Origin of the sequence: Dehalobacter sp. TeCB1 (assembly GCF_001707455.1) — a bacterium.
Lineage (GTDB): Bacteria > Bacillota > Desulfitobacteriia > Desulfitobacteriales > Syntrophobotulaceae > Dehalobacter > Dehalobacter restrictus.
Map to the genome: position 1 here is coordinate 1 of NZ_MCHF01000024.1, position 26,327 is coordinate 26,327.

A 26,327-nucleotide genomic window follows, 5' to 3' on the forward strand; every position below is an offset into this window, starting at 1 on the left:
GTACGCCTTTTTTCGAGAATTACTCGGAAAAGGCAGCTGAAATCGGCGGCGATAGGGCCGCTAACTTGGGATTATCCCACTTTATTATTTATTGGGATGATAAAAAACGTTATTAATCAGTGGTTCCCTAAGATACATTATGTTAGCAGTTGAAAGCAGAAATACTCAGGATGATAGGACAATTGGAGAACTATTTTACTATTACAGTGATGAAATGGAAGATCTCAAACTTTCTCAAGCATTAGTATTGTTAATCGACACTCTCAGGCGTGTTCTAAGCAATTTTCCTGTCATAAGCCAGGAATTAGCCAATATGATTATGGATACTTTTCTTAGCACTATTCCACGGTCTTTCAAAGAACGATTGTTGTTTGCAACCTGATGTGTCAGAAAAATCATGGCTTTAACCATTATTTAATGGTGGGAAAGTTGAGTCATTAATTATATAATTTAGGATTGTAAAATCATTTATAGTCTAGGAATTTGGGCTTTTCTTAATATATAAATCAATTTTTGAGCATTCTTAAACAAAATGCATACCTAAGATAATTTGCTAAAAAACAAAGCAATAAAGCGAAATCAAGAGATAATTGTGAATAAGTCCTATATTTTGATCGAATATGCTTGTAAAGAAGCAAAAGACTTATTCCGATAAGATAACTGAAATGGTTTCCGGACCGGCCTGGAAACAAAATCAGGAACGTTCTGCAAGGATGCGGAACGAATAAAATTCATGGAGGGATAATCATGATCGTTAATACCAACATTTCGAGCTTAAATGCTCAGCGCAGTCTGTATAGTACCCAGAATACTATGCAGAAATCTCTGGAGAAACTCTCCTCAGGTTACAGAATCAACAAGGCTGCCGATGATGCAGCAGGTCTGGCCATTACTGAGAAAATGACCGGACAGATCAACGGTTTGAACAAAGCCATCAGCAACGCTTCCAGTGCAATTTCCTTAGTGCAGACTGCTGAAGGTGCCTTGAGCGAATCCCACAGCATTCTGCAAAGAATGAGAGAACTGGCTGTTCAGTCCGCGTCTGATACCAACACAGCAAGTGACCGTGTCAAACTTCAGGCTGAAGTTGACCAGCTTGCCGGGGAACTCACCCGTATTACCAATACTACTGAATTCAACACCCAGAACCTGTTGGCCGGTGGACTGAGTGACACCTTCCATGTCGGTGCTAACGCCGGACAGAGTGTAAGCCTCTCAATTGGTGCGATGGATGCATTTTCATTAGGGGTATCGACCTCAAGAGCACAACTGGGCTTGTATGGTGCCGGTGCAACAACATTAGCAGCTGGGAGTATTGAAGCTAGCTCTTTAGGCAGAGGACTAAGTGCCCAGACATATAAAATTGTAGTAAACAATACTGCTGCTTCAACTGCTGAAATAGCCGACGGTATTACAGGAGGCGTGAGTATTACAGCTGGCACATATAATGGAGACAGAAATGAAAATTTGATGATCAAAGTTGACGCTGTCGCAGCTGGTGATGTTACAGCAGCAAGTTATTCACTCGACGGTGGGACTACTTGGACGGGCGCAACGGTTGCTGCCAATGCATTTGCTTATAAAGGTGCAACTTTCACATTTGGAAACAATGCCGGTAATGCTGTAGGTCAGACCGCCCAATATACCCTAACCGCAGCCAACGATTCAATCCAGTTGCAAGATGCCGCTGGAACTAATATTGGAGCTGCTGTTACCGTCTACAACGATATGAGCTCTGTTACCGTTGGGGATGCTGCATCCAGCAGAACAATGAAAATTAATTCTGCAAGCTTAGGTAGTTTAACTGATGGAACTGCTACGCAGGTCGTAACGATGCTGTCATCTTCCGCTGCTACATTTAATACTGACAAAACGATACTGGCGCAGGCCGTAACTGTAGCAGGTGCGGATATCTCCACCCAAGCAGCTGCCAACACGGCGATTACAACCATCAACAACGCTCTGGAAAGTGTTTCAGCACAGCGTTCCACCCTTGGTGCTATGCAGAACCGTCTGGAACACACCATCAACAACCTGCAGGCTGCTTCTGAGAACCTGACTGCTTCCAGATCGACTATTAAAGACGTCGATATGGCTCAGGAAATGTCCAGCTTCACCAAGAGCCAGATCCTGAGTCAGGCCGGTGTTGCGATGCTGGCCCAGGCTAACCAGGTACCGCAGGCTGTTCTGAAACTCTTGGGTTGATACTTTAGACTTTTTCGCCCGAAGTTTGCCGGTTTTAAACTTTGTGTGAACTTAAAAACCGGTCGGCTTCTGCCGGCCGGTTCTTCAGTATAAGGGACAAATGGAAAGATATTTGCTTAAGGCAAATCGAATAGATTTCAAAGAGAACGAAAATAAGAAAGGGAGGCGATCGAGGTGGTTTCGCCGATCCAACCTGTTGCCAACCAGCTGCCCGTAATACCTGCAGACACTTTTTCCGGACAGAAGCTCCAGCGGGGTAATGATGAGCTGCCCCAGTTTGTCGTTGACAAGAAAGACAATGCTTCGTCCGCTAAGGAAGATGCGCCGAGAGAAGAAGTGGAACAAGCTGCGGAAAAAATGAACCGGCTCCTGGGTCTGGTCAATAAAAGAATGAAATTTGAAATTCATGAACAGTCCAACCGGGTGATGGTTAAGATCATCGATGAAGACAGCGGCGAGGTTTTAAATGAAATTCCGTCAAAAAAGCTTTTAGATATGCTGAGTTCCTTGGATAATTTTGTAGGATTATTGGTTGATAAAAAGGTCTAACATACCGGAATGGTATTCGGCATGTGCAGCCCGTAGGGGGGATTGAAAATGTCTGTAAATTTGCCCGGTTTATCCGGATATGATTTTTCTTCCATTGTCAGTACGATGGTAACCAGCTACAGCCAGCCGTTAACCACGATGCAGGAACGGAAGACGTCACTGGAAACGAAACAGAGTGCCTGGCAGGATGTCAATACAAGATTATCCAGTCTCGAAAATACGCTGACCAAGTTGCAGTCGGCTGCTACTTGGAGTTCGACTTCGGCTTCTTCCAGTGATACTTCTTTGCTGACTGCTTCCGGGGCTTCCGGAGCGGTTCAGGGGACATACAGCATCAAAGTGATTCAGGCAGCAGTAGCCCAAACAGCCGTCAGTGAGGTTCAGACCGTAATGGATACCACTTCTGCAACTTCTTTGGGTGCAGGGAGTTTTAAGATCACCGTCGGTGAAAAGACGGCAGATATCAATGTGGCCGCCGGGGAAAGCCTGAAAGATCTTGCGGATGCCATCAATAATGCCCAGGTGGGTGTCAGCGCATCGGTCATTCAGGTCGAAGGCGGTTACCGTTTGGCGGTCATGTCCAAGCAGACCGGGGAGGAAAATGCGGCATCCTTCTCTGAAGTCAGTGGGACGGTGCTGCATCAGCTTGGAATTCTCAAGGCGGACGATAGCCTGAATGTCAGTCAGGAAGCCAAAGATGCCCAGCTGACGATTAACGGAATTTCCAATATTAAGAGTGCCAGTAATACCGTTACGTCGGCTATTCCCGGGGTCACGCTGAACATCAACAGTGAAGATCCCGATACGACAGTGACAGTGAAGGTAACAGCAAGCTATTCAGAGGCCGAAGCAGCGGTCAAGTCTTTTGTCGATCAGTATAACTCTGTGATGAATTTTATTGATACCAAGGTATCTTTTAATGATACAACAAAGAGCAAAGGGGATCTGTATGCGGATCCGGCCTTGCAGGCAATTCAAAGCAGGCTGAGGCAGATGGTTTCCAATGGGGTTAACAACCCGACCGGCCCGTATAAAGTCCTGTCTGATATTGGCATCTCGACTTCGGCGGACAATTATGGTAAAAGTGCCGCCTTGACATTTGACACGGCAAAATTTAACACGGCCATGAAGGAAAATGCCAACAGTGTCGCCAACTTGTTTGGGGCCCCGGCAGGAGCGGTAACGCCCGTGGATGCGTCAACCGCCTCTCAGCAGGCCGAGGGTCTTGCCAATATCATGGAGGAGTATCTCCATCCGTTGATCATGTATGGCGGCACGATGGATAAGACGAAGAGCACGTATGATGATCAGATTAAAGATATCAAAACACAAATTACAGATTTTACAGCGAAAATCGCCGACTACCAGGAAAAAACCCGGCTGAAATTCTCCAAGCTGGAAACGCAGCTGGCTGGGATCAGCAGTCAGAGCGACTGGCTGACGTCAATGGTGAAATCGATGTCGACAAGCAGTAACAGTGACAAATAAGCTTACAGATTTTGTGCTTTTACGGCAGTAGCACAGCGTATGACTGCATCATTAACAAGGGAGAGTGGCATCATGAGCAACATGCAACCAAATGTTTTCAGCAATCCTCAGACGGCCTATAGGCAGGCAGCGGTGGAAACAGCTTCACCGGATAAACTTTTAATTATGCTCTATACGGGTGCGATCAAGTTCCTGCGTTTAGCGGAGAAGGCGCTTGAAGAGAACAGATACGAAGAAGCGAACAACAGCTTGGTTCGTGTTGGCGATATCATTAATGAGCTTAATACAACCCTTGATATGGAGGCCGGCGGAGAGATTGCCGTCAACCTCAGATCGTTGTATGATTTCTATTATGGTGAAGTCGTCAAAGCGAATATCAAAAAAGATCCTGACTATTTGCGGCCGGTGATTGAATTCTTCGAAGCTTTCAGGGATATGTGGATAGAAACTGCCAGGATCGTCCGTATGGGGGCATAAGTATGTTGGAAAAACTGGTCAAGGATCTGACTGAATTATATACGGAGGATTTTTTGGATTACCAGGAGCTCCTGGGGAAAATGAATACTTTCAGGAGCTTTCTGGATAATATGGAGATGAAAGAAAGGTTAGATGAACGCCTTGAACAGGCGTTATCCGCTTTTTCCGCTTACCGGGATGAATCCTTCGTTCGTTTCCGGGAAAGAGCGGTAAAGTCCCAGACGATTCAAGAAAAGATCTGCTCCGAGACTGGAAATGGTACTTTTGGACTATTGGCTTTACAGCCTCGTATAAGTAAACTAAGCTATGAAGCACTGCTTGCGGCAGGGCAAAGTTTGCAGAGGCATAGGCAGGAGGTCTTGGAACTGGACAGGATCATTATACCGAGATTACAAATGGAGCTGGAAGCTGTTAAACTGGAACTTCACCGGTTTCAAAACGTTCTGACAACACGCAATGCGTATCATCAAAAAGGAACGGCAGAAGCAAGATTCATTAATAAATTAAAATAGATGCCAATCCCCAAAAAAATTCCTGCCAAGGAATTTTTTAATTTGTCGTTTCCCAAATGATTCATTACAATTTTCAACAAAAAATTTAAGGAAAAATTGTGCATAATTCAGTCATTTAAGAGGATTTCCATAAGAAATGGCGAATTTTGTTTTTTGACATACTTTATAACAGATGCCTGCTTTTTATCGTTTTGGTTTATAAGGAATAATAATGGAGGCGTGAATTATGAGTCAGGCTGATAAAAAAAATATGGGGATTGATCTTGATGACTTTCTGGAGTTCTACTTACTCGATTCTCAGGAGCAAATAGAAAAGCTTGGCTCCGGCCTGCTGGAATTAGAAAGAGACGGCGAAAATATTTCGCTGGTTAATGATCTTTTCCGAAGTGCGCATAGTTTAAAAGGCGCCTCGGGAACGATGGGATTTACCCCGATCGTCGAATTAACGCATGCCGCGGAAGATCTGCTCGATAAACTGAGACAGGGAAAAATGCTGGTAACCAATGAGATTATTGATGTGCTGCTGGCGGTAACCGATAAAGTAAAAATGATGTTGGCGCAGGTCGGGCAGCGTTTAGCTATTTCAGTCGATTATGGGGATCTGACCTCTCAGATGAAGACCATCACCGAGACCGGAGCCCTGGCGCAAGAAAGCAAGCCGTTCGCCGGAAAAAATCAGGCAGAAGAAAAGGAAGACAAGCCCGGGGTTGCCTTCGCTCTGTCACCGGAGGAAACCGGGACGGTCAGAGAAGCGGCATTTGCCAGCAAGTCTGTTTATCGGCTGAACGTGGTACTTGAACCGAATACCATGATGAAAGCGGTAAGGGCGGTCATGACTATTCAAAGGCTGGAGCTGCTCGGCAATGTTGTGAAGATCATCCCTTCAATTGATGAGCTTGAAGTTAGTGATGCACTGGAGTTCAATATGCTGTTTGTGACCAATGAATCGCAGGAAGACATCCGGGCTGACATTCTAGAAATATCCGAAATTTTCGACGTCCGGGTCATGAATTACACATTGCCGGAATCAGATGTAAATCCTATCAGGACAGAGAAGAATGTCGAAGAACCCGCTTCCATGAGCCGTTCAAAACAAGCGAATCAGCCTGTTGAACAAAACAATGAACAGCCGCAGAAAGATGTTAATCAGGTGCATACGATCCGTGTGGACACAGCCAGAATGGATAACCTGATTAATCTTGTCGGAGAAATGGTGATTACCAGAACCAGACTGGTGAAAATCGGTCAGGACCTGCAGACGGAAAACCAGTCCGATCCGCTTGTTTCAAACCTTAATGAAGCAAATGTCTACCTTGGGCGTTTGATGAATGATCTTCAGGAAAGTGTCATGAGGCTGCGTATGGTGCCGATTGGCACGATATTCAGCCGTTATCCGCGTCTTGTCCGGGATTTTTGCCGGAAGACCGGTAAAAGGATCGAACTTGTTATTCACGGTGAAGAAACAGAACTGGACAAGATCGTCATCGAAATGATCGGTGACCCGTTGACACATATTATCCGCAACTCGGTTGACCACGGCATAGAGCCGCCAGAAGAAAGGCTCACAGTCGGAAAGCCTGAAGCAGGAACGATTACCCTTGATGCCTACCATGAAGGAAACCATATTGCCATCATCGTCTCGGATGACGGCGCCGGACTTAACCTCGATAAAATCTACAAAAAAGCTGTAGAAAAAGGCCTGATCAGTGAAAGGGAAGGCTTATCTGAAAACGATATTGCCAATCTTATTTTTCTGCCCGGATTCAGCACCGCCGATCAAATAACGGATATCTCCGGACGCGGTGTCGGTATGGACGTTGTGAAAAAAGCCATTACGAATTTAGGCGGCATCGTTGATATCAAGACAAGTAGGGGTGCCGGAACGTCGATGATTATCCGGCTGCCGCTGACGCTGGCTATTATTCAGGCGCTGCTCGTTGAAGTGGGTAATGAGACCTATGCAGTACCCTTGTCTTCCGTGGTTGAGACGCTTCTTGTCAACAAGTGTGATATTAAGAGTGTCGGAAGCTTGCCGATGGTTCAGCTCAGGGGCAATACCCTGCCGCTGATTTCTTTAAAACAGAAATTTGATTTACCCGAAAGTGCAGCCATCCATGATGAAGTCTATGTCGTTGTGGTTGGTTTGGGCGATAAAACCGTAGGACTTATCGTCGATGAACTACAGGGCCAACAGGAGGTTGTCATCAAGTCTCTGGGAGATTATCTGAACGGTTTACCGGGGATTGCAGGGGCAACCATTCTCGGAGACGGCAAAGTAACATTGATTTTGGACATCGGATCTCTTCTACAGGATATTTTAATCAAGCATTAAGAAAGGCGGTACTCTAATTATGGCGGAAGAACAAATGGTTACTTTTTCGTTAGGTTCGGAAGAATTTGGAGTGGATATTATGAAGGTCCAGGAAATCATCCGGATCCCTCCTATTACCAGAGTACCAAAGGCCCGCAGCTATATTGAGGGTGTCATCAATTTGCGCGGAAACGTCATTCCGATTGTTAATCTCAGGTCCCGGTTTGGTATGCTTGCCGCGGAAGAAACCGATTTAAGCAGGATCGTTGTTCTGCAAATTGACGGCAGGGTGTTTGGCATTCGGGTTGACAGCGTGACAGAAGTGCTGTGGCTGGACAGTGAAGCGATAGAACCGCCCCCGCCGATAGCACTTGGCATGGATTCAAATTACATCCGCGGAGTTGGCAAGATAGGTGAAAGACTGCTCATCCTCCTGAAGCTGGATCAACTGATAAGTGGAGATGGTATGAATGAACAAATTGCTTAAGCCGATCAAGGTCCTGGTTGTCGATGATTCACCTTTCATCAGGATGTCTTTGAAAAAAATATTGAGCAGTGATCCGGCTATTCAAGTCGTGGATACTGCACAGGATGGAAAAGAAGGGATATTGAAGCTTCAAGCCCTAAAACCGGATGTTGTGACCATGGATGTAGAGATGCCGGTGATGAACGGATTGGAAGCGCTGGAAGAGATCATGCGCTGGCAGCCGACACCGGTCATTGTGTTAAGTTCCGTAACAACTGACGGCACCAAGATGACGATGAAAGCATTTGACCTTGGTGCTGTTGAGGTTGTCGCGAAGCCTTCAGGCAGAGAGGGAGATGATCTCGCAGTCCTGGCTGAAGAGATTATCTTGAAGATCAAAAGTGTTGCCGGTGTAGATCCTACGCGTTTGAACAAAAAAAGTATGGGGTCTGCGCCACCGCTTGTTAGACAGCAGATGCAGCCAACTCCCGGATTGGGAAAACAGGATGCAGGCAAGCCGGTCGTTAACGTTCCCGGCCGCAAAATAGAAATTGTGGCGATCGGTACTTCGACGGGCGGACCAAGCGCTCTGCAGAATGTTCTGAGCAAGCTGCCCCGAAATTTTCCGGTTCCCGTAATTGTCGCCCAGCATATGCCGGCTGGATTTACAGCCTCCCTGGCTTCCAGGCTGAACAGCATCTGTGAGGTTGCAGTGAAGGAAGTTGAGCACGGCGAGCTGCTGAAAGCAGGTACGGTTTATATCGGACAGGCCGGAAAACAGTTTCAGGTGACAAGAAACAGCAGCGGGCTTATCGCGAATGTCACTGTAGAATCACCGATTGCCACTCTTTACAAGCCGTCTGTCGATGTAATGTTTCTGTCCCTGGCCAAAGAAGCCGGAGCCGGTGTCATGGGAGTCGTGATGACAGGGATGGGGAGCGATGGTCTGGCCGGCATGAAGTCCTTGAAGGCAGAAGGGGCTTATGCGATTGCCGAATCTGAGAAAACCTGTATTATTTACGGCATGCCCCGTGCCATTATTGAAGCGAAACTCGCGGATAGAGTTGTAATGCTTCCCGATATCGGGAATACAATCGTCGAATGTGTGAAAAGGAGGTAGTAAAATATGGGTCTGTTTACCGGTATGAATATCAGCGCGTCGGGTCTCACTGCTCAGAAGCTGAGGCTTGACCTGATTTCTAACAATATTGCCAATATCAATACAACCAATACGGGACAAACAACCGCGGCCGGTAACCCCATTCCTTATCAGCGTGAAGTCGCCGTCTTTTCCTCTCGCCCATCGGAGAAGGATTTTGCAGGTGTATTTAAGGATGCCCGCACCAGCTTAAGCGGTGAAGGAGTTCAGGTCACCGCTGTTATTCAGGATGACAATGAATTCAGGCTGGAATATGATCCGGATAACCCGGATGCGGCCCAAACAGCCGAAGATGGAATCCCGGTCGGCTATGTGCGCTATCCGAATGTGACGCTTGTAGCGGAAATGGTTGACATGATTTCGGCTAACAGGTCTTATGAAGCGAATGTAACCGCCTTGAACGCCAGTAAATCGATGGCTTCCACAGCTCTGGAAATTGGAAAGGGGTAATCTATGAGTAATGCGCTGGGTCCTTTGACGACGATTGTTCCGCTTTCTCCTTTGGATAACACAGGCACTTCCCAAACATCCAAAGCGAACGACGCCAATGGTGCCACTGGTTTTTCTTCTTTTCTGAGTGACGCGCTCAATAAGCTTGAACGTACGCAGGCGGAGGCTGAACAGGCTGCGGCAGATCTGGCCACGGGCCAAGTCGATGATTTCCATACGCCGGTCATTGCCATGGAAAAAGCCAGCCTGACTTTAGGTCTAGCTGTTACCGTACGTAATAAAGTTATAGATGCTTATAATCAGATCATGCAGATGCAAATCTAATTCTAGGGGGAAAGGTAGTTGAATTTTTCCTTAACTGAAATACGGAATGCTGTGCGTAATTTTTGGGAAAAACTGACCAACCCGCAAAGGATCATTCTTGTGGCCGCACCGGTTATTGTTGCGACTGCTTTGATTACACTTATCTTTTGGGCAAGCCGTCCCGAGTATACCGTTCTGTTTTCCGGTTTGGAAACCGAGGAAGCCGGAGCGATCACGGAGGCGCTGAAAGGATTAAAGATCCAATATCAATTGGCGGATGGGGGTTCAACTATCGAGGTTCCTCAAAAGGATGCTGCAGAAGTCCGGCTGCAGCTGGCCAATGAAGGCCTTCCCAGTGAAAGTACCTTTAGTTTTGATTACCTGAATCAAATGAGAATCGGTGAAACTGACGAGGACCGTAAACTGAGGTACGTATTGGGGCTGCAGACAGAACTTGAACAAACGATCGGAACGCTTGACGGTGTGGAATATGCAAGGGTTCATATTGTTATGCCTAAAGACTCGCTGTTTACCGAGCAGCAGGAAGTGACAACCGCTGCTGTAACGATTAAACGAAAATACGGAAAGGAAATGTCGGAAAATCAGGTAAGGGCAATCGCAAATCTTTTATCCTATTCGGTTGAAGGTCTTAGCATAGATAAGGTAACGATTGTCGATACGAACGGCAATGTCTTGTCCGATGCTCTCGGGAGCAGTACTTCCCCGCAAAAATTATCTGCGACCCAGCTTCAGGTTCAGCAAACGTATGAAAACGACATCCAGAATTCCGTGCAAACGATGCTGGATAAAGTGTTTGGGACGGGTACCACCATCGTCAGAGCGAACGCCACCATTGACTTTGATCAAAAAAAGATTACCAGTCAGAAAAATGAAACCGGGGCTGTTACCAGCCGTCAGGAAGTCACGGAGAAAAGCAGCAGTACTTCTGCCAACGGGGGTGTTGCCGGCACGGAAACCAATGTGCCCGGATATCCGGTTACCGGCCAAAACGGCACGACCTCAACTTCGGAGAAAAATAGTCTGACGGAAAATTTCCAACCAAGCGTGACGCAGGAAGAAACGGTCGTAACTCCGGGGCAGATCAAAAGGCTGACCGTATCTGTTCTGGCGGATTCGGACAGCGTGACGGATGAACAGCTTGATAATGTTAAGAATATTGTTTCTTCTGCGGTCGGCTATAATCAGGATCGCGGTGATGTGATTGAGGCGGCCAGACTGCCTTTTGAAAAGACGACGGCGCTTGAAGAACAGGCAGCGATAGAAAATGCCGTCCGCAAGGCCCAAATTCTGCAATATGCGGAAATTGGCGGAGGTGTGTTGCTGGCAATTGTTCTTTTGCTTGCATTCTTAAGGTCTAGAAGGAAACAATCGGCGCTCAAGTCGATGGATATAGCGGATGGATCGAGATTTGTCACGCTGCAGGAAGCTGAACAGATCCTGGCGTCGCAGATTGAGGCTGAACGGCAGGCCGATTTGAAACTTGCTCGGAAGAAAGCCAAAACGACAGAAGAGATTGAAAAAGAGAAGATTCGTCAAGAAGTCGAAAAATTTACGGTGGAAAATCCGGATGATGTGGCAAGATTAGTCAAAACCTGGCTGACTGAGGAGCAATAAAGATGAGCAGCGGAATTTTTACGGGATTACAAAAAGCGGCAGTACTACTGATTACCTTGGGCCCGGAAAGATCTTCGGAAATCATAAAATTTCTTTCGGAGCCGGAGATCGAACAGCTTACGCTGGAAATGTCCAATATGCGCAAGGTGTCTGAGGAACAAAGGGACTCGGTGATTGATGAATTTCATAAAATGTGTCTGGCCAGCAATTACATCGCGCAAGGCGGCATTGAATATGCCAGGGATGTCTTAGAACGGGCTTTGGGACAGCAAAGAGCGTTTGATATTATTGGACGTTTGTCCTCTTCGCTGAAGATGCGTCCGTTTGACATTGTTCGCCGTACGGATGCCAAACAGTTGTTTTCTTTTATTCAGGGCGAGCACCCGCAGACGATTTCTTTAATTATGACGCACCTTCCGTCGGACAAAGCGGCTACGATTTTAGGGAGCCTGCCTCAGGACCTCCAGGCTGAAGTCACGAAAAGGATTGCTCTGATGGGAAGAACAAGTCCGGAAGTACTGAAAGAAATAGAGAAGGTCCTTGAAAATAAAATCTCCAATCTTGCCCCGACCGATTATACATCTTCAGGCGGGATGCAGTCTGTCGTCGATATGCTTAACCGGACGGATCCCGGTACGTTAAAAACGGTCATGGACGTTCTGGAGATGGATGATCCCGATCTTGCCGAACAGATTAAGAGGCAGATGTTTGTGTTTGATGACGTCATCCTACTTGACGACCGTTCTGTTCAGCTGGTGCTACGTGAAGTGGAGACCAAGGATCTTGCCTTGGCGCTAAAAGGTTCCAATGAAGATGTCACGCAGAAGATTCTCGCGAATATGTCCAGTAGGTCTGCCGGTATGCTGAAGGAAGATATGCAGTTTATGGGCCCCGTTAGGCTGCGTGAAGTGGAAGAGGCTCAGCAGAAGATTGTCAAAGTAATTCGTAAGCTGGAGGAAGCTGGAGCGATTGTGATCTCCAGAGGTGGTGCAGATGAAATTATCTATTAAGACCTCGGTTCTGAAGAGCAAAGTTATTGAAATTTCTTCTCCGCGGATTCTGGAGTCACCTGACCCGGAGAAATACAGAAATAGGACGAATGTTTATGATACCACGTCGTCCCTGGCCGTAATGTCCGTATCGGAAGAACGTATGGTCATGGAGCAGTGTGTAACTGAAACGGCTGCGCTTCCAGAGGAAGACTGGGGACCGGAGGTATCCGATATCCTGGCGAAAGCCAGGGCTGAAGCGGATGAGCTGATTGCCGAAGCAAAAAAAACATCGGCTCAAATCATTGAAAACGCTCGGAAGGAAAGCGAAGCCTTAACTACCGCGTACCAGGAAAAAGCCAAAAGTGAGATTGCAACCGTCGCTTACACGGAAGGTTACAATAAAGGGCTCGACGAAGCTCAGTCTCAAGCGGACGTGATTACCCGGCAGGCCAAAAACTATCTGGAGATGGCCCAAAAGGTTCTGGCGGATGAATTCAACAAAGCAGACAGGGAATTAGCAGACCTTTGTCTGAAGATTTGCAGCAGAATTATACATACCTCATTGGATATCAATCCGGAAATTCTTTTAGGTCTCATCAAGAATCTTACCCTGCTGCCCAGTGATAAACAGAGTATTAAAATTCACCTGTCCGGCAGAGATTGGGAGTGGTACAAAGAGCTTCCGGCGGAGAGCAAACCGGGCTATTTGGTCATTGTCGATGAAACGCTCAAGGGCGGTGATATTTTTCTGGAATGTTCAGAAGGGATATTTGACGCCCGGATAGATATGCAGTTGGAAAAGATAGAGAAATACATCAGGGAGGGGTTGAAGTATGGCCGACTGGAAGACGCTGGCCCGGAAGATTGAACAATACGAGCCTATTTCAGCCTGGGGATTAGTCTCTAAAATCAGCGGCCTTCTGGTTGAGGCGGACGGCCCGAGGGTCAGCGTCGGGAAATACTGCCATATTATGGCTTCCGGCTCCAAAGCAATCCCTGCTGAGGTTGTCGGCTTCAGAGGAACAAAGACCCTGTTTATGCCGCTCGGGGAATTGGAAGGCGTAGCCCCCGGTGATAAGGTGGTCCCCCAGGATGAAACGCTGAATGTCAAAGTGGGGCCTGGATTGCTGGGTAGGATCCTGGACGGACTTGGACAGCCGCTTGATGGAAGATCTTTGAATACGGATCAAGCTTATCCGCTTCATAATAGGCCTCCCAGCGCGCTGCTTAGACCGCGTATTCGTGAGCCTCTGAACGTTGGCGTCAGAGTCATCGACGGACTGCTGACCATGGGCAGGGGTCAAAGAATGGGTATATTTGCCGGGTCAGGTGTCGGCAAAAGCACCCTTTTAGGGATGATGGCCCGGAATTCGGAGGCTGATGTAAACGTGATTGCGCTTGTTGGGGAACGCGGACGAGAGTTGCGGGATTTTATGGAGAAAGATCTCGGCGAAGAGGGTTTATCCCGGTCTGTAATCATCGTCGCGACATCGGACCAGCCTGCTCTCGTCAGACTGAAAGCCGCCTTTACGGCAACTGCGGTCGCCGAGTATTTCCGCGACAAAGGGAAGAATGTGCTGTTCATGATGGATTCCGTGACCCGCTTCGCGATGGCCCAGCGGGAAATAGGCCTGACCGTCGGGGAACCTCCGGCAACCAGGGGATATCCTCCCTCCGTATTTGCTATGCTGCCAAAACTTTTGGAAAGAGTTGGTTTATCGGAGAAAGGAAGTATCACAGGGATCTATACCGTCCTTGTTGATGGTGATGATCATAATGAACCCATTGCAGATGCTGTAAGAGGAATACTGGACGGCCATATTGTTTTGACCAGGGAGCTGGCGTCAAAAAATCATTATCCGTCTATCGACGTCCTGCAATCCATCAGCCGCTTAATGAACGATGTTGCGGATCCCCGGGTCCAGGAACTCGCCGGGAAAATCCGGGAACATCTTGCAGTCTACCGTGAAGCCAAAGACTTGATCGACATCGGTGCCTATGTGGCGGGAAGCAGCAGCCGGATTGACCAGGCTATCAAATATGATGAAAAGATACGCGCTTTCGTCTGTCAGAATACAAATGGAAAATGCAGCTTTGCCGAAATGCTGAGCTTCATGCAAAATGTTTTTGAAGAGGACGGTACGTGATGCCTTTCAAATTTCGGCTGGAGGCTTCTCTCCGGCTGGCCGAGCAGGAAATGGATATCGAGCAGGGCTTACTGGCGCAGGAGCTTAGAACGCTGCGCGAGGCGGCTGAACAAAAGGATCTCCAGGCGCAGCTTCTGAACGCGGCCTTGGAGAAACAGAAAATAGCTTGTCTTGAAGAGCCGCAGATGCTGAGTCTCTGGCAAAGATACTGTTATGATCAAAGGAATATTTTACTGAAGCGGGAAAAAGAAGTCGAAGAACAAAATATTCGGGTCGAAAAACAAAGGGAAAAGCTGCTGGAATGCCGAATTAAAACAGAAAAATACAAAAGGCTTAAAGAAAAGAAAATAAGACTTTTTCATATAGCGGAATTAAAGAAAGAACAGACTGAGATTGATGAAATCGCCCAGAACCTCAGAGGCTGGAAAACACAGGAGGATTGATGTGATTTTTTTGACAAGACTGAACAACAAAGAATTTACCATAAATCCCGACTTGATTGAGACGGCGGAAGCTACTCCCGACACGGTCATTACACTGACCACTGAAAAGAAGTACGTCGTCAAAGAATCCATCGATGAGCTCATCGAAAAGATTGCAGCATTTCGAAGACGCTGTCATCCAGAATTCAGAGGAGGAACCCGCAGTAATGAAAATTAAAAGCATTGTCGTGCCCCTTATCTTTATGGTCATTGGAGCCGGGCTTGGCGTAGGCGGCATGATTGTTAAAGATAAAATCTTTCCTGGTTCCGCTTCAGGCACCGCGCAGGTCGAAAAAAAAGATACGGAGGAAGTCGGACCGCTGATCGAAATGGAAGAGGAATTCATGATCAACCTCGACGGAGGTGGAATGGTCAAGACGAATATTGTGCTGGAAGGCGCAAACAAAAAATCTGCAGAGAAGATCACTGAAAAAGAAATATTCTTGAGAGACCGTATCATTTCTGTGGTTGGATCAAAAGGAATTGACGATATTCGGACAAATGAAGGACGTGAAAAACTCAAAAAGGAGCTGCTGACCGAGTTGAATGACGTCTGCGGCGACCAGATCAAAGAAGTGTTGTTTAAAAATTTCATTTATGATTAAAACATAATTTTAAGGAGGAGGGATTGGATGGGTGAAGTATTATCCCAGGCGGAAATCGATGCTTTACTAAATGCGTTATCGGACGGCTCAGTTGATGAAGAAACCATCAAAATGTCCAGCCCTCATAAAATAAAAGTTTATGATTTTAAAAGGCCCAACAAGTTTTCCAAAGGGCAGCTGAACTCCTTGCTGAATATTCATGAGAATTTTTGCCGTTCACTGGCGACTTTTCTGGCTGGGAACATGCATACTGCCGTGGATGCCAAAGTGCTGTCTACCGAGCAGGTGACGTATGATGAATTTATCCGTTCTTTGCCCTATCCGACGATCCTTGGAATTTTCAGCATGCCGCCGCTGGAAGGAAATGGACTGCTTGAACTTAGCCCTTCGCTGGCCTTCATTCTGGTGGACAGACTGCTTGGCGGTCATGGTGCGGAACCGGCCAAAAATCGTGATCTGACTGAAATCGAACGTAAAATCATTGTCAGCCGGCTCGGCAAGATCGTTCAATTAATGGGGGAAGCCTGGGCTGAAATTTTTGAAGGGAATCCTCAGCTGGTTAATGTGGAGACAAATTCCCAATTCACCCAGATTGTTGCTTCAAACGAAATGGTGGTTGTTGTAACCATGGAGGTGAAGATTGAAGAACAATCGGGGATGATCAATGTTTGTCTTCCATATATTGTTATGAAGCCGATTTTAGAAAAACTGAATAATCTGCTGCTGTTCTCGTCCGGAGGAAAGGTCATATCATCCGCAGAGAGAGAACTGATCCGGCAAAAGATTGAATGGGCCAAAGTGCCGATGAAAGCCATTATCGGTAAAGCCCAGATTACGATACAGGATCTGATCAATCTGGAACGGGGGGATGTGATCCCTCTGAATCAGGGCATCAAGGATCCTCTCTCCGTCTACGTCGGGGAATACATTAAATTTAAGGGAATGCCTGGTTTATTCGGAAACAAAATGGCAGTACAGATTACTGAGGTCATAAAAAAAGGGGGGAATGAGGATGGGTAACGGAATGCTTTCGCAGGAGGAGATAGATGCCTTGCTGTCCGGTTCGATGGATATCGATTCCCATGAGGCCGACGAGCCTGTTTCCCGCAGCAGCCAGCATATTGAGCTTACTGATATGGAAAAAGACGCTATGGGAGAAATTGCGAATATATCGATGGGGACAGCAGCAACGACGCTATCTCAGCTTGTTGGAAAGCGCGTTGAGATAACTGCTCCAAAAGTTGATTTGACCACAGCAAAGAAAGTATTTGAAGATTATCCCGTGCCGCATGTACTGATTGATGTCAAATATACAAAAGGGATTGAAGGATCCAATATGCTGGTTCTTTCCCGAGAAGATGGTTCCATTATTGTGGATTTGATGATGGGAGGAACCGGCAAGAATCCGACAAATGAACTGTCCGATATCCAATTAAGCGGCATTTCAGAAGCGATGAATCAAATGATGGGGTCAGCGGCCACATCCATGTCCACGGTGTTTAATTCCGTTGTGGATATTACACCACCCCGCGTTATCGTAGCGGAGAAGGACGAGGAGGCCTATGAATTAAGCAAGAATCTGAATGCCGATGAATTATTGATCAGAGTATCTTTTAGAATGATCATTGAAGGAATTATTGACAGCGTTCTGATTCAGGTACTTCCGTTTGACGTCGCCAAAGGCATGGCCGATAAGCTTCTGGGACAAATGTACACGGCATCGGCTCAGGAAACAGTACCGGAGCCGATGCCCCAGTATACTGCACCGTCCGACCCGGTACAGCTTGAGCCGAATATTCCGAGACCTCAGGCTCCGCCACCTTTGCCAATGGAAACCAAATGGCAGCCGCCCGTGGATTTCCCCTCCCCGAAGGTCCAGCCGACCTTTGTGCAGCCGGCGCAGTTTGCACCGCTTTCTTCAGGGGGGCTCGCAAGTCTACCGAACAATTTAGGATTGATTTATGATGTTCCGCTTCAGGTCAATGTTGAACTTGGTAAAGCAATAAAAACCATTAAGGAGATCCTGGACTTGGGTCCCGGATCCGTCGTTGAACTTGATCGCCTGGCAGGTGAACCGGTTGATATGATTGTCAACGGAAAACTAATTGCCAAATGTGAGGTTGTCGTGATCAACGAGACCTTTGGTATCCGTATCACAGAAATTGTGAATCCAAATGAAAGAATTGACACATTAAACTAGATCGAGGAGGAAGAATCGTGAGTAGAACAGTTTTGCTTGTTGATGACGCTGCTTTTATGAGAATGATGCTCAAGGATATCCTGGTCAATAATGGTTATCAGGTTGTTGGTGAGGCAGAAAACGGGAGGGTTGGAGTCGATAAATACATGGAGCTGAAACCGGATATTACGGTTATGGACATTACCATGCCCGAAATGGACGGGCTTCAGGCTGTAAAAGAGATCAGAACCAAGGATCCGCAGGCCAAAGTCATCATGTGCAGTGCAATGGGTCAGCAGGCCATGGTTATTGAAGCCATCCAGTCCGGAGCAAAGGATTTCATCGTCAAGCCCTTCCAGGCGGAAAGAGTGCTTGAAGCGATCGCCAAGGCGCTGAAATAGCCATGAACGATTATGATAAACTGCCTTATCCCGGTGCTTCAGGAGCTGCGGGATCAGCGGTAACCCCAACGGAAGCTTTTTCCTGGCCCGGTCTGATCGGGATGATTGTGGTTTTTCTGATTATTCTTGTCGTGGCCTTATGGCTGATCAAACGGCTGAACCGTTTCTCCATGCGGAGTATCCAGTCTCCGTGGGTAAGGGTCCTTGACCGGCAGGTTTTAAACGGCCAGCAGGCACTGTACCTGGTCGAAATAGCCGGGAAGATCCAGGTTCTCGGTGGGACGGACCATCATATTACAAAGGTGGCTGAGATCGATGATTTGGATGTGGCGGCTGAAATTCTTGATGAAATTGCACGACAACCGCAAGAAAAAATGGATGAATGGATGTCCGTGATCTGGAAGAAGTTAAAAAAGAAACAAAAGAATGAACCGTTTTCTGCTGAACTTGAGAGATTTCTCAAGGAGGAAAAAAATGAACATTACACTTGATGCAGGCCAGACCGGCTCTGCCGTTCAGATCCTTTTACTTGTTACGGTCCTTTCCTTTGCACCGGCTATTCTGGTATTAATGACTTCTTTCACCCGAATTGTTGTCGTTTTATCTTTTGTCCGTAATGCGCTGGGAACACAAACGCTGCCTCCTACCCAAGTCATTATCGGACTTTCCTTGTTTCTGACTTTTTTTGTCATGATGCCAACGTTCAACGAGATTAATACCCATGCGCTTCAGCCTTACATGAAAACCCAGATTACCAAGGAGGAAGCCTTGGACAAGGCCGAACAGCCGCTGCGAACGTTTATGTTCAAACAAACCAGAGAAAAAGATCTGGCGTTGTTTGTGAATATGGCCAAAATAGAGCAGCCCAAAACGTATGGGGATATCCCCACGTATGTTTTAATCCCGGCTTTTGTCATCAGTGAATTGAAGACGGCTTTCCAGATGGGTTTTGCGATTTTTATTCCTTTTATTATTATTGATATGGTTGTATCGAGCACGCTGATGTCGATGGGGATGATGATGCTACCTCCGATGATGATTTCCCTGCCGTTCAAGATATTGCTGTTTGTTTTGGTTGACGGATGGTCATTGGTGGTGAAGTCTCTGGTTTCAAGTTTCAGTTAAAGGGTCCCAAGAAATTTGCCAGAGGTGAAACGGAATGTCTGAAAATCAAATTCTTGCGATGGCTAAAGAAGCCATAGCGGTAGCAGTCATTGTTGGCGGACCGATCCTGGCCGTGAGCTTGCTTATCGGCCTTGTTGTTAGTGTCTTCCAGGCTATGACGCAAATACAGGAGCAAACGCTGTCCTTTATTCCAAAATTATTGGGTGTTGCCGTGATTCTGCTTATCCTGGGTCCTTGGATGCTCAATGTGATGACCACTTACACGGCAACGCTCTTTACGGAGATTGCCAAATATGCCCGGTATTAAAGCGGTCCAATGGAGGACGTAACTTGAACCTGTCTGATTACTTACAGTGGAATCTTATTTTATTTATGCTTATCTTTTCCCGCTGGGCAGGAGTGGTCATGCTTGCGCCGGTGTTCGGTGCCAAAGGCGTTCCGGCGATGATAAGACTTGGTCTCGCCGCAGGGCTGTCAGTCGTTGCCTATCCGCTGATTCAAGCCCAAAACCCCATGATACCGAATGAATGGATTCCGCTGATCGGAGTACTGGTGAAGGAGATACTCCTGGGCCTGACGATGGGATTCATTATCAGCTTGCTTACGATGGCTATGCAGGGAGCCGGGCAGCTGATTGATTTTCAGCTCGGGTTTATGACCGGAAACATTGTTGATCCGATCAATGGTATGCAAAGCCCGATGACAGGAAGTTTCCTAGCTTTGCTGGCGACCATGCTTCTTCTGGCTACCAATTCCCACTACTATATCATTGCTGCGGTGACCAGAAGTTATGAATTTCTGCCGATTAATCCTTCTGGTGTGAACTACGGCGCAGCATTCTTTATAGACATTACCGGGAAGGTCTTAAGTTTATCGCTGCAGATTGCGATGCCGATCTTTGGTGCCATCTTACTGGCCGATGTCGGTATCGGCCTTTTAGCGAAGACCGTACCCCAGCTTAATATATTTTCTGTGATATTCCCAGTAAAGATCATCTTTGGCCTCGCCATGCTGTACTTGATGATTACTTTCTTTGGTGATACGGTATCGCGGGTTTTTGATGTTACGATGCAGTGGTTTTTTGAACTGTTGAGGGGGTGGCGTACATAGCAGAAAAAAGGTTCCCGGCGACTCCTAAAAAAAGGCAGGAAGCCCGTAAAAAAGGCCAGATACTGAAGAGTCAGGAACTGACTTCGGCCGTAATGCTTCTGGCTATCGTCGGTTTGCTGAAAATGTGGCTGCCGAATGTGTTTCAAAGATTAGCCAACATTTTTACGTACACAGCAAATTTTTCCGGGGACTGGAATCTTCAGTCCCTCTGGAAGGTTGTTATCGATATTTCCTGGCAGTGCCTGCTGATTCTGGCTCCAGTATTTGCGGCTGCGCTGGTGGTCGCATTTGCTGTAAATATCCTGCAGACGGGACCGGTATTCATTACCGAACCTATGATTCCGAAATTCTCGAGGATGAATCCTGTTGAAGGGGCCAAGAGGATGTTCGGGCTGAAGGCCCTGGTCAATTTGGTCAAGTCTTTATTCAAAGTACTGGTAATCGGTTATTTTCTTATCGATATCATTCGCAAAAACATGGATGTATTTCCGGCGCTGCAAGGGGCTGAAGTCGGGCAGTCCGTCATTTTTTTAAGCGGATTGTTGTTTGAAATGGCCTGGAAGATCGCGCTGGCCTTTCTGGTGATTGCGTTTGCAGATTTCCTTTATCAATGGTGGGATTATGAGAAAAACCTTAGGATGTCCCAGGAAGAAATCAAAGAAGAATACAAACAAACGGAGGGAGATCCGCTCATCAAGGGTCAGATTAAGAAGCGCCAGCGCATGATGGCTATGCGCCGAATGATGGAGGACCTGAAGCAGGCAGATGTCGTCATTACAAACCCGACGCATTATGCAGTCGCCTTAAAATATGATACAGCCAAATATCCTGCTCCCTATGTCGTCGCCAAAGGGCAGAATGAAATAGCTTTAAGAATCAGGGCGGTTGCGGAAGAAAACAATATTGTGATTATGGAAAACAAGCCTTTGGCCAGATCGCTTTATTCCCAGGTTGAGCTGGGACAGGTTGTGCCGGGGGAGCTATACAAGGCGGTCGCCGAAGTCCTCGCGTTTGTCTTCCGTCTCAACAAGAAGAGACGATCCTATTCCGCGTAGCGGGAGCTGGCACCATTATGTCGGGGCAAGTCTGCGTGCCACAATTCCGCTTTCGGCCGTTGTGCCATCCATGGCACAAAAGGCCGCGTTGCGCCATCCAGGCTCCGCTCGCCGCGGAACTGTGGCACGCAGACTGATCTTATGCTTATTATAGGGTCTAGCTTTTTTGCCCCGAATTGAACGTAAGCTCATTCACGCAGGTTTGTATGCCATTGTGGAATTATGTACTTGCAGACCTATTCCAAACTATGAGAACATGCAAACAGTAAACTTCTTGAAGGAATACCCAAACAAAGATAGCTTCAGAGATAGGTCTCCGTGATATATAGCCAGCGTCAGCGGAGCATGGAGTGCGCAGCGCGGCCTTTTGACGGCCACGGATGGCCTAATGTCGCGGTGCCACGGATGGCAAGGAGCGACGCGTCAGGAAGACGCAACGGCCGAGAGCGGCTATATATCACGGAGACTTACCCCAAAAGTTTTTTTGAATGGATCCAAGGATCATTTTTGAAAACACAGAATTAAGTAAAGGAGGATACGGCAGAATGGCGACGACAACTCGCGCGGGCAGATTAGCAAGAAATACGGATATTATCGTAGCCATCGGCATCGTCGGCATTATTGTCGTCATGGTCCTTGGCGTGCCCGCAGGCTGGCTTGATTTTCTTATCACCTTGAACATTACCGGGTCAGTCCTGATTCTTCTGCTGGCTGTCTTCACGAAGGACCCGCTGGAGTTTTCCGTACTGCCTTCTTTACTGCTGACCATGACACTGTTTCGACTGGCCCTGAACCTTTCCACCACAAAACTGATTTTGCTCGAGGCTCACGCGGGGCAGGTCATTCAGCAGTTTGGACAGTTTGTTATCCAGGGAAATCCGGTTGTCGGTTTTATTGTGTTCTGCATCCTAGTCGTGGTACAGTTTATGGTCATTACCAAAGGTGCGGAGCGCGTATCCGAAGTCGGGGCACGCTTTACCCTGGATGCGATGCCCGGAAAACAGATGAGCATCGATGCCGATCTGAACGCCGGCATCATCACGGATCAGGAAGCCAGGACCCGAAGACTCAATATCCAGCAGGAAGCGGATTTTTACGGCGCGATGGACGGGGCCAGCAAGTTTGTCAAAGGGGATGCCATTGCGGCAATTATTATCCTGCTGATTAACATTATCGGTGGCTTTATTATCGGGATGGTAACCAAGGGCATGGCGGTCACCGACGCGCTATACACCTATACGCTGCTGACGATCGGAGACGGTCTGGTAACCCAGATCCCGGCACTGCTTATTTCCACAGCCACAGGTCTCATCGTGACAAGAGCCGCATCGGACAGTAATCTTGGCCAGGATCTAGCCAAACAGCTCTTCAGGACGCCAAAGGCGCTCTATATTACTTCCGGGGTATTGATAGCCCTTGCTATTTTTGGTATGCCTCGGGTACCCATGCTGATGTTTGCCGCAGCTACTGCCGGCATGGGTTACTATCTTCAGCGCAGCACTGCTCAGGCAGCCAAAATAGAATCGGCGGCGGCGGTTAAAAACGATATGGATGAGACCAAGAAGCCTGAAAATGTGATGAATATGCTTGGAATGGATCATATGGAGCTGGAGATCGGCTATGCGCTGATTTCGCTGGTTGACGCCGGTCAGGGAGGGGATCTTTTGGACAGGATTATTCTGATCCGCAAGCAGCTGGCTGGGGAACTTGGATTTATCGTTCCGGTGATCAGGGTCAGGGATAATATGAACCTGCAGCCGAATCAGTATACGATCAAACTGAAAGGCGCTGAGGTTGCTTCCGGGGAATTGATGACCGATCATTACCTAGCTTTCAGCGGGGGGATCGAGGATGATTCCATCCAGGGCGTTCCGACCAAAGAACCGGCCTTTGGCCTTGATGCCAAATGGATTAATGCGTCGGTCAGAGAGCAGGCAGAACTTTCCGGATATACCGTCGTCGATGCACCGACAGTACTCGCGACCCATCTGACGGAAATTCTTAAAACGCATGCCCATGAGATTATCAGCCGGCAGGATGTGAAGAAGTTAATGGACCATGCCAAGGAACAGTCGCCGGCAGTCGTTGAAGAGCTTATTCCTGACCTGCTCAGCCTGGGGCAGGTTCAGAAGGTGCTCAGCAATCTGCTGCGGGAAAGGGTATCGGTCAGAGATCTGGTGACGATCCTGGAAACGCTCGCGGATAGTGCTCCTTTGACAAAAGATATCGACAGGCTTACCGAACATGTCCGGCAAGGCTTGGCCCGCCAGATTGTACAGCCCTTCCTGAATCCTCAAAAAAAATTGCCGGTACTCACGCTTGAACCGAGGATTGAGCAGATGATTTTAGATAACCTTCGTCCTTCGGACTATGGCAGTTACGTAAATATTGATCCGAATGTTTTGCAGAAGCTCTTAAAAAAAATAGGTGCCCAAGTGGAAAAAATCATGCTGCAGGGACACAATCCCGTAATGTTGTGTGCTCCTGTGGTCAGGATAAGTTTAAAAAGAATGACAGAGCGTCAGCTTCCTCACCTGGTCATCTTGTCTTATAATGAACTTGTACAGGGAATAGAGGTTCAGGCTCTTGGAATGGTGGTGTTGGATTAAATGAGGGTGAAACGGTTCATCGGTGACAATGTGGCGGATACAATGGGGAAGATCAAACGGGATCTTGGGTCGGAGGCAGTGATTCTGCAGACCCGCCAAATTAAAGAAGGCGGATTCCTGGGTTTTTTTGCGCGTACAAAAGTGGAAATTACCGCAGCGATTGAAGATAGGCAGCCGAACCATGCCGCGATGAACCCAGCGGAGGAGGAACCTGTCAAGGTCGTTAATACGGATGCGATAAAGAAGGCCTATGAAGCTTACAGAGAAAAAGAAAATGAAAACACGAGAGAGCAGCGTATTTCCTATGATGCCCAGTCCGAAATCAAACAAATGCACACGATTCTGAAAGAAATCAAAGGGCATATCACCAAAGGGGACGTAAGCATCAGTGCCGAATCCAAACCTTACTCTGACTGGATCCATTTTATGACGGATAGAGGGGCCAGCAGAGAAACTGCCGCTGAACTGCTCGAGCCTATTAAAAACGATCTTGCCGAAGATCAATGGAAAAATAATGTGAAAGTATTTGAACTGTTGGAAAATCAAGTAGAGCGGCTATGTTCAAATACCGAAGTTATCAGGCCCAGCAAATCCAGGACATTGGTGGTCGCGATGGTAGGACCTACCGGAGTCGGGAAAACAACAACCATTGGGAAGCTTGCGGCAGGTTTCAGCATCATTGAAAGAAGAAAGGTCGCGCTGATAACAGCCGACACATTCAGAGTAGCGGCAGTGGAACAACTCAGAACTTTCGGAGAAATCATCGGTGTTCCGGTTGAAGTCGTTATGACGCCGGAAGGGTTAAGAGAAGCGATTGACATCCATGCCGACAAAGAGCTTATTTTTATTGATACAGCCGGACGCAGTCCACAGCACGATCTTCATATGGATGAATTGGAAGCTTTTCTGGACAAGGCAAAACCTGATCTGACAATGCTTGTCATGAGTGTTACGACCAACCTGGCTGACCAGATGAAAGTCTATGAAAGATTTAAAAAATTATCCACGCATCTGATCTTAACGAAGCTGGATGAGAGCTTTTCTCTCGGTTCCATACTTGATCTCTTGGCAAAAACCAATTTGCCTGTTGCTTATTTAACAAACGGACAGAATGTCCCGGATGATATTGATGCAGCTACTTCCGAGAAACTTACCCGGTACGTTCTTGGGGAGGAAAATCCATATGTATGACCAGGCCAGTACACTCCGGCAGATGGCGAGTGAAAGAGAAGTTACGGTACCAAAAAATATGCGGGTCATTGCAGTCAGCAGCGGGAAAGGCGGTGTGGGCAAAACCAGTTTTGTGGTGAACTTGGCCCTTGCTCTGGCTGAATACAATTACAAGGTGATCATTCTGGACGGTGATCTCGGGCTGGCTAATGTTGATGTCGCTTTTGGGATCACGCCGAAATACAATATTAAGCACCTGCTGACCGGCGAAAAAAGAATTGAAGATATTCTTTACCCGATTGGCAAAGGAATCAAAGTATTGCCTGGAGCATCCGGGATGGTAGAGCTCGCCAATTTGGACAGGGGACAGCTGAAAAATGTTCTTGTTAATCTTGGCCGTCTCGAAAAAATGGCGGATATTCTGCTGATTGATACCGGAGCTGGTTTAGGACATACCGTATTGAACTTTATCAGTGCTGCGGACGATGTCATTCTCGTTCTGACGCCGGAGCCGCCTTCCATGACCGATGCTTATGGGCTGATCAAATCAATCAAAAGCCCGACCGGAAAAGTGAATCTCAACATTGTGGTGAATCGGGTCAAGAGTGAGGAAGAAGCCAGGCAGGCCTATGAAAGACTGGAGCATGCGGTTACGAAGTTTTTGGGTATGCCCATCAGTTTATTGGGATGGGTTTACGACGATCCGTCAGTCGGGCGCTCCGTGATGGAACAAAAGCCGGTTGGGCTATTGGATCCTCAAAGTTATGCTTACCGATGCGTCCAATGGATTGCAGGAAATGTTGCGGGCGTATTTATGCAGCCTCCGACTCAAAACAGCGGGATTAGAGGATTTATTTCTTCTCTGTTGAAATTAAAATAACGTCTTTTGTCAAACGA

The 26,327-nt window shown here is 47.3% G+C and carries 28 protein-coding genes; all 28 read left to right on the top strand.

The annotated features are described in order from the left end of the window. Positions 1 to 747: 747 nt before the first annotated feature. The 28 genes from A7D23_RS06705 (at position 748) to A7D23_RS06840 (ending at position 26,310) form a co-directional block, all read left to right on the top strand. Complete coding sequence (locus tag A7D23_RS06705; protein WP_019226121.1) at positions 748 to 2,205, top strand: flagellin; 1,458 nt, start codon at positions 748 to 750, stop codon at positions 2,203 to 2,205. Positions 2,206 to 2,379: 174 nt separating this feature from the next. Next, complete coding sequence (locus A7D23_RS06710; protein WP_019226122.1) at positions 2,380 to 2,754, top strand: flagellar protein FlaG; 375 nt, start codon at positions 2,380 to 2,382, stop codon at positions 2,752 to 2,754. Positions 2,755 to 2,802: 48 nt separating this feature from the next. Continuing rightward, positions 2,803 to 4,242, top strand: coding sequence for a flagellar filament capping protein FliD (gene fliD / locus A7D23_RS06715; RefSeq protein WP_019226123.1), 1,440 nt, complete (start codon positions 2,803 to 2,805; stop codon positions 4,240 to 4,242). Between the two features lie 72 nt (positions 4,243 to 4,314). Next, positions 4,315 to 4,719, top strand: coding sequence for a flagellar export chaperone FliS (gene fliS / locus A7D23_RS06720; RefSeq protein WP_019226124.1), 405 nt, complete (start codon positions 4,315 to 4,317; stop codon positions 4,717 to 4,719). Between the two features lie 2 nt (positions 4,720 to 4,721). Next, entirely contained in the window at positions 4,722 to 5,231 is a 510-nt protein-coding gene (locus A7D23_RS06725) for a hypothetical protein (RefSeq protein WP_019226125.1), read from the top strand. Positions 5,232 to 5,457: 226 nt separating this feature from the next. Beyond that, positions 5,458 to 7,563, top strand: coding sequence for a chemotaxis protein CheA (locus A7D23_RS06730; RefSeq protein ID WP_019226126.1), 2,106 nt, complete (start codon positions 5,458 to 5,460; stop codon positions 7,561 to 7,563). A gap of 19 nt (positions 7,564 to 7,582) precedes the next feature. Beyond that, entirely contained in the window at positions 7,583 to 8,029 is a 447-nt protein-coding gene (locus tag A7D23_RS06735; RefSeq protein ID WP_019226127.1) for a chemotaxis protein CheW, read from the top strand. Further along, complete coding sequence (locus tag A7D23_RS06740; RefSeq protein WP_019226128.1) at positions 8,013 to 9,128, top strand: chemotaxis response regulator protein-glutamate methylesterase; 1,116 nt, start codon at positions 8,013 to 8,015, stop codon at positions 9,126 to 9,128. The genes A7D23_RS06735 and A7D23_RS06740 overlap by 17 nt, the downstream gene beginning before the upstream one ends. Positions 9,129 to 9,134: 6 nt before the next feature. Then, positions 9,135 to 9,617 (top strand): flagellar basal body rod protein FlgC, encoded by a 483-nt coding sequence (gene flgC / locus A7D23_RS06745; RefSeq protein ID WP_019226129.1) that lies wholly within the window; start codon positions 9,135 to 9,137, stop codon positions 9,615 to 9,617. Positions 9,618 to 9,620: 3 nt separating this feature from the next. Continuing rightward, a complete protein-coding gene (gene fliE / locus A7D23_RS06750) occupies positions 9,621 to 9,941 on the top strand; it encodes a flagellar hook-basal body complex protein FliE (protein ID WP_019226130.1) in 321 nt (106 codons plus the stop codon). 18 nt (positions 9,942 to 9,959) lie between these two features. Then, a complete protein-coding gene (gene fliF, locus A7D23_RS06755) occupies positions 9,960 to 11,555 on the top strand; it encodes a flagellar basal-body MS-ring/collar protein FliF (RefSeq protein ID WP_019226131.1) in 1,596 nt (531 codons plus the stop codon). Between the two features lie 2 nt (positions 11,556 to 11,557). Next, positions 11,558 to 12,565 (top strand): flagellar motor switch protein FliG, encoded by a 1,008-nt coding sequence (gene fliG, locus A7D23_RS06760; protein WP_019226132.1) that lies wholly within the window; start codon positions 11,558 to 11,560, stop codon positions 12,563 to 12,565. Further along, positions 12,549 to 13,415: a FliH/SctL family protein gene (locus A7D23_RS06765; protein ID WP_019226133.1), complete on the top strand. Its 867-nt coding sequence runs from the start codon at positions 12,549 to 12,551 to the stop codon at positions 13,413 to 13,415. Before fliG ends, A7D23_RS06765 begins: the two co-directional genes overlap by 17 nt. Then, entirely contained in the window at positions 13,381 to 14,694 is a 1,314-nt protein-coding gene (gene fliI, locus A7D23_RS06770; protein WP_019226134.1) for a flagellar protein export ATPase FliI, read from the top strand. Before A7D23_RS06765 ends, fliI begins: the two co-directional genes overlap by 35 nt. Further along, positions 14,694 to 15,137: a flagellar FliJ family protein gene (locus A7D23_RS06775; protein WP_019226135.1), complete on the top strand. Its 444-nt coding sequence runs from the start codon at positions 14,694 to 14,696 to the stop codon at positions 15,135 to 15,137. Before fliI ends, A7D23_RS06775 begins: the two co-directional genes overlap by 1 nt. A 1-nt stretch (position 15,138) precedes the next feature. Continuing rightward, positions 15,139 to 15,354, top strand: coding sequence for a flagellar FlbD family protein (locus A7D23_RS06780; RefSeq protein ID WP_019226136.1), 216 nt, complete (start codon positions 15,139 to 15,141; stop codon positions 15,352 to 15,354). After that, positions 15,344 to 15,781: a flagellar basal body-associated FliL family protein gene (locus tag A7D23_RS06785; RefSeq protein WP_019226137.1), complete on the top strand. Its 438-nt coding sequence runs from the start codon at positions 15,344 to 15,346 to the stop codon at positions 15,779 to 15,781. The genes A7D23_RS06780 and A7D23_RS06785 overlap by 11 nt, the downstream gene beginning before the upstream one ends. Before the next feature lie 27 nt (positions 15,782 to 15,808). Next, positions 15,809 to 16,801: a flagellar motor switch protein FliM gene (gene fliM / locus A7D23_RS06790; RefSeq protein ID WP_019226138.1), complete on the top strand. Its 993-nt coding sequence runs from the start codon at positions 15,809 to 15,811 to the stop codon at positions 16,799 to 16,801. Next, positions 16,794 to 17,981 carry a flagellar motor switch phosphatase FliY gene (fliY, locus tag A7D23_RS06795; RefSeq protein ID WP_019226139.1) on the top strand — a complete coding sequence of 396 codons (1,188 nt, stop codon included), beginning with the start codon at positions 16,794 to 16,796 and terminating at the stop codon, positions 17,979 to 17,981. Before fliM ends, fliY begins: the two co-directional genes overlap by 8 nt. Positions 17,982 to 17,998: 17 nt before the next feature. Continuing rightward, positions 17,999 to 18,361, top strand: a complete 363-nt coding sequence (locus tag A7D23_RS06800; protein ID WP_019226140.1) for a response regulator — start codon at positions 17,999 to 18,001, stop codon at positions 18,359 to 18,361. Positions 18,362 to 18,363: 2 nt separating this feature from the next. Then, positions 18,364 to 18,852, top strand: a complete 489-nt coding sequence (locus A7D23_RS06805) for a flagellar biosynthetic protein FliO (protein ID WP_019226141.1) — start codon at positions 18,364 to 18,366, stop codon at positions 18,850 to 18,852. Continuing rightward, positions 18,836 to 19,486 (top strand): flagellar type III secretion system pore protein FliP, encoded by a 651-nt coding sequence (gene fliP, locus A7D23_RS06810; RefSeq protein WP_019226142.1) that lies wholly within the window; start codon positions 18,836 to 18,838, stop codon positions 19,484 to 19,486. Before A7D23_RS06805 ends, fliP begins: the two co-directional genes overlap by 17 nt. Positions 19,487 to 19,520: 34 nt before the next feature. Then, positions 19,521 to 19,793 carry a flagellar biosynthesis protein FliQ gene (fliQ, locus tag A7D23_RS06815; protein WP_019226143.1) on the top strand — a complete coding sequence of 91 codons (273 nt, stop codon included), beginning with the start codon at positions 19,521 to 19,523 and terminating at the stop codon, positions 19,791 to 19,793. Between the two features lie 23 nt (positions 19,794 to 19,816). Next, positions 19,817 to 20,596, top strand: coding sequence for a flagellar biosynthetic protein FliR (fliR, locus tag A7D23_RS06820; RefSeq protein WP_019226144.1), 780 nt, complete (start codon positions 19,817 to 19,819; stop codon positions 20,594 to 20,596). Beyond that, positions 20,584 to 21,651 carry a flagellar biosynthesis protein FlhB gene (gene flhB, locus A7D23_RS06825; RefSeq protein ID WP_019226145.1) on the top strand — a complete coding sequence of 356 codons (1,068 nt, stop codon included), beginning with the start codon at positions 20,584 to 20,586 and terminating at the stop codon, positions 21,649 to 21,651. Before fliR ends, flhB begins: the two co-directional genes overlap by 13 nt. Positions 21,652 to 22,196: 545 nt before the next feature. Next, positions 22,197 to 24,260, top strand: coding sequence for a flagellar biosynthesis protein FlhA (gene flhA / locus A7D23_RS06830; protein ID WP_019226146.1), 2,064 nt, complete (start codon positions 22,197 to 22,199; stop codon positions 24,258 to 24,260). Next, positions 24,261 to 25,451 carry a flagellar biosynthesis protein FlhF gene (flhF, locus tag A7D23_RS06835; RefSeq protein ID WP_019226147.1) on the top strand — a complete coding sequence of 397 codons (1,191 nt, stop codon included), beginning with the start codon at positions 24,261 to 24,263 and terminating at the stop codon, positions 25,449 to 25,451. After that, positions 25,444 to 26,310: a MinD/ParA family protein gene (locus A7D23_RS06840; RefSeq protein WP_019226148.1), complete on the top strand. Its 867-nt coding sequence runs from the start codon at positions 25,444 to 25,446 to the stop codon at positions 26,308 to 26,310. The genes flhF and A7D23_RS06840 overlap by 8 nt, the downstream gene beginning before the upstream one ends. The last annotated feature ends 17 nt before the right edge of the window (positions 26,311 to 26,327 follow it).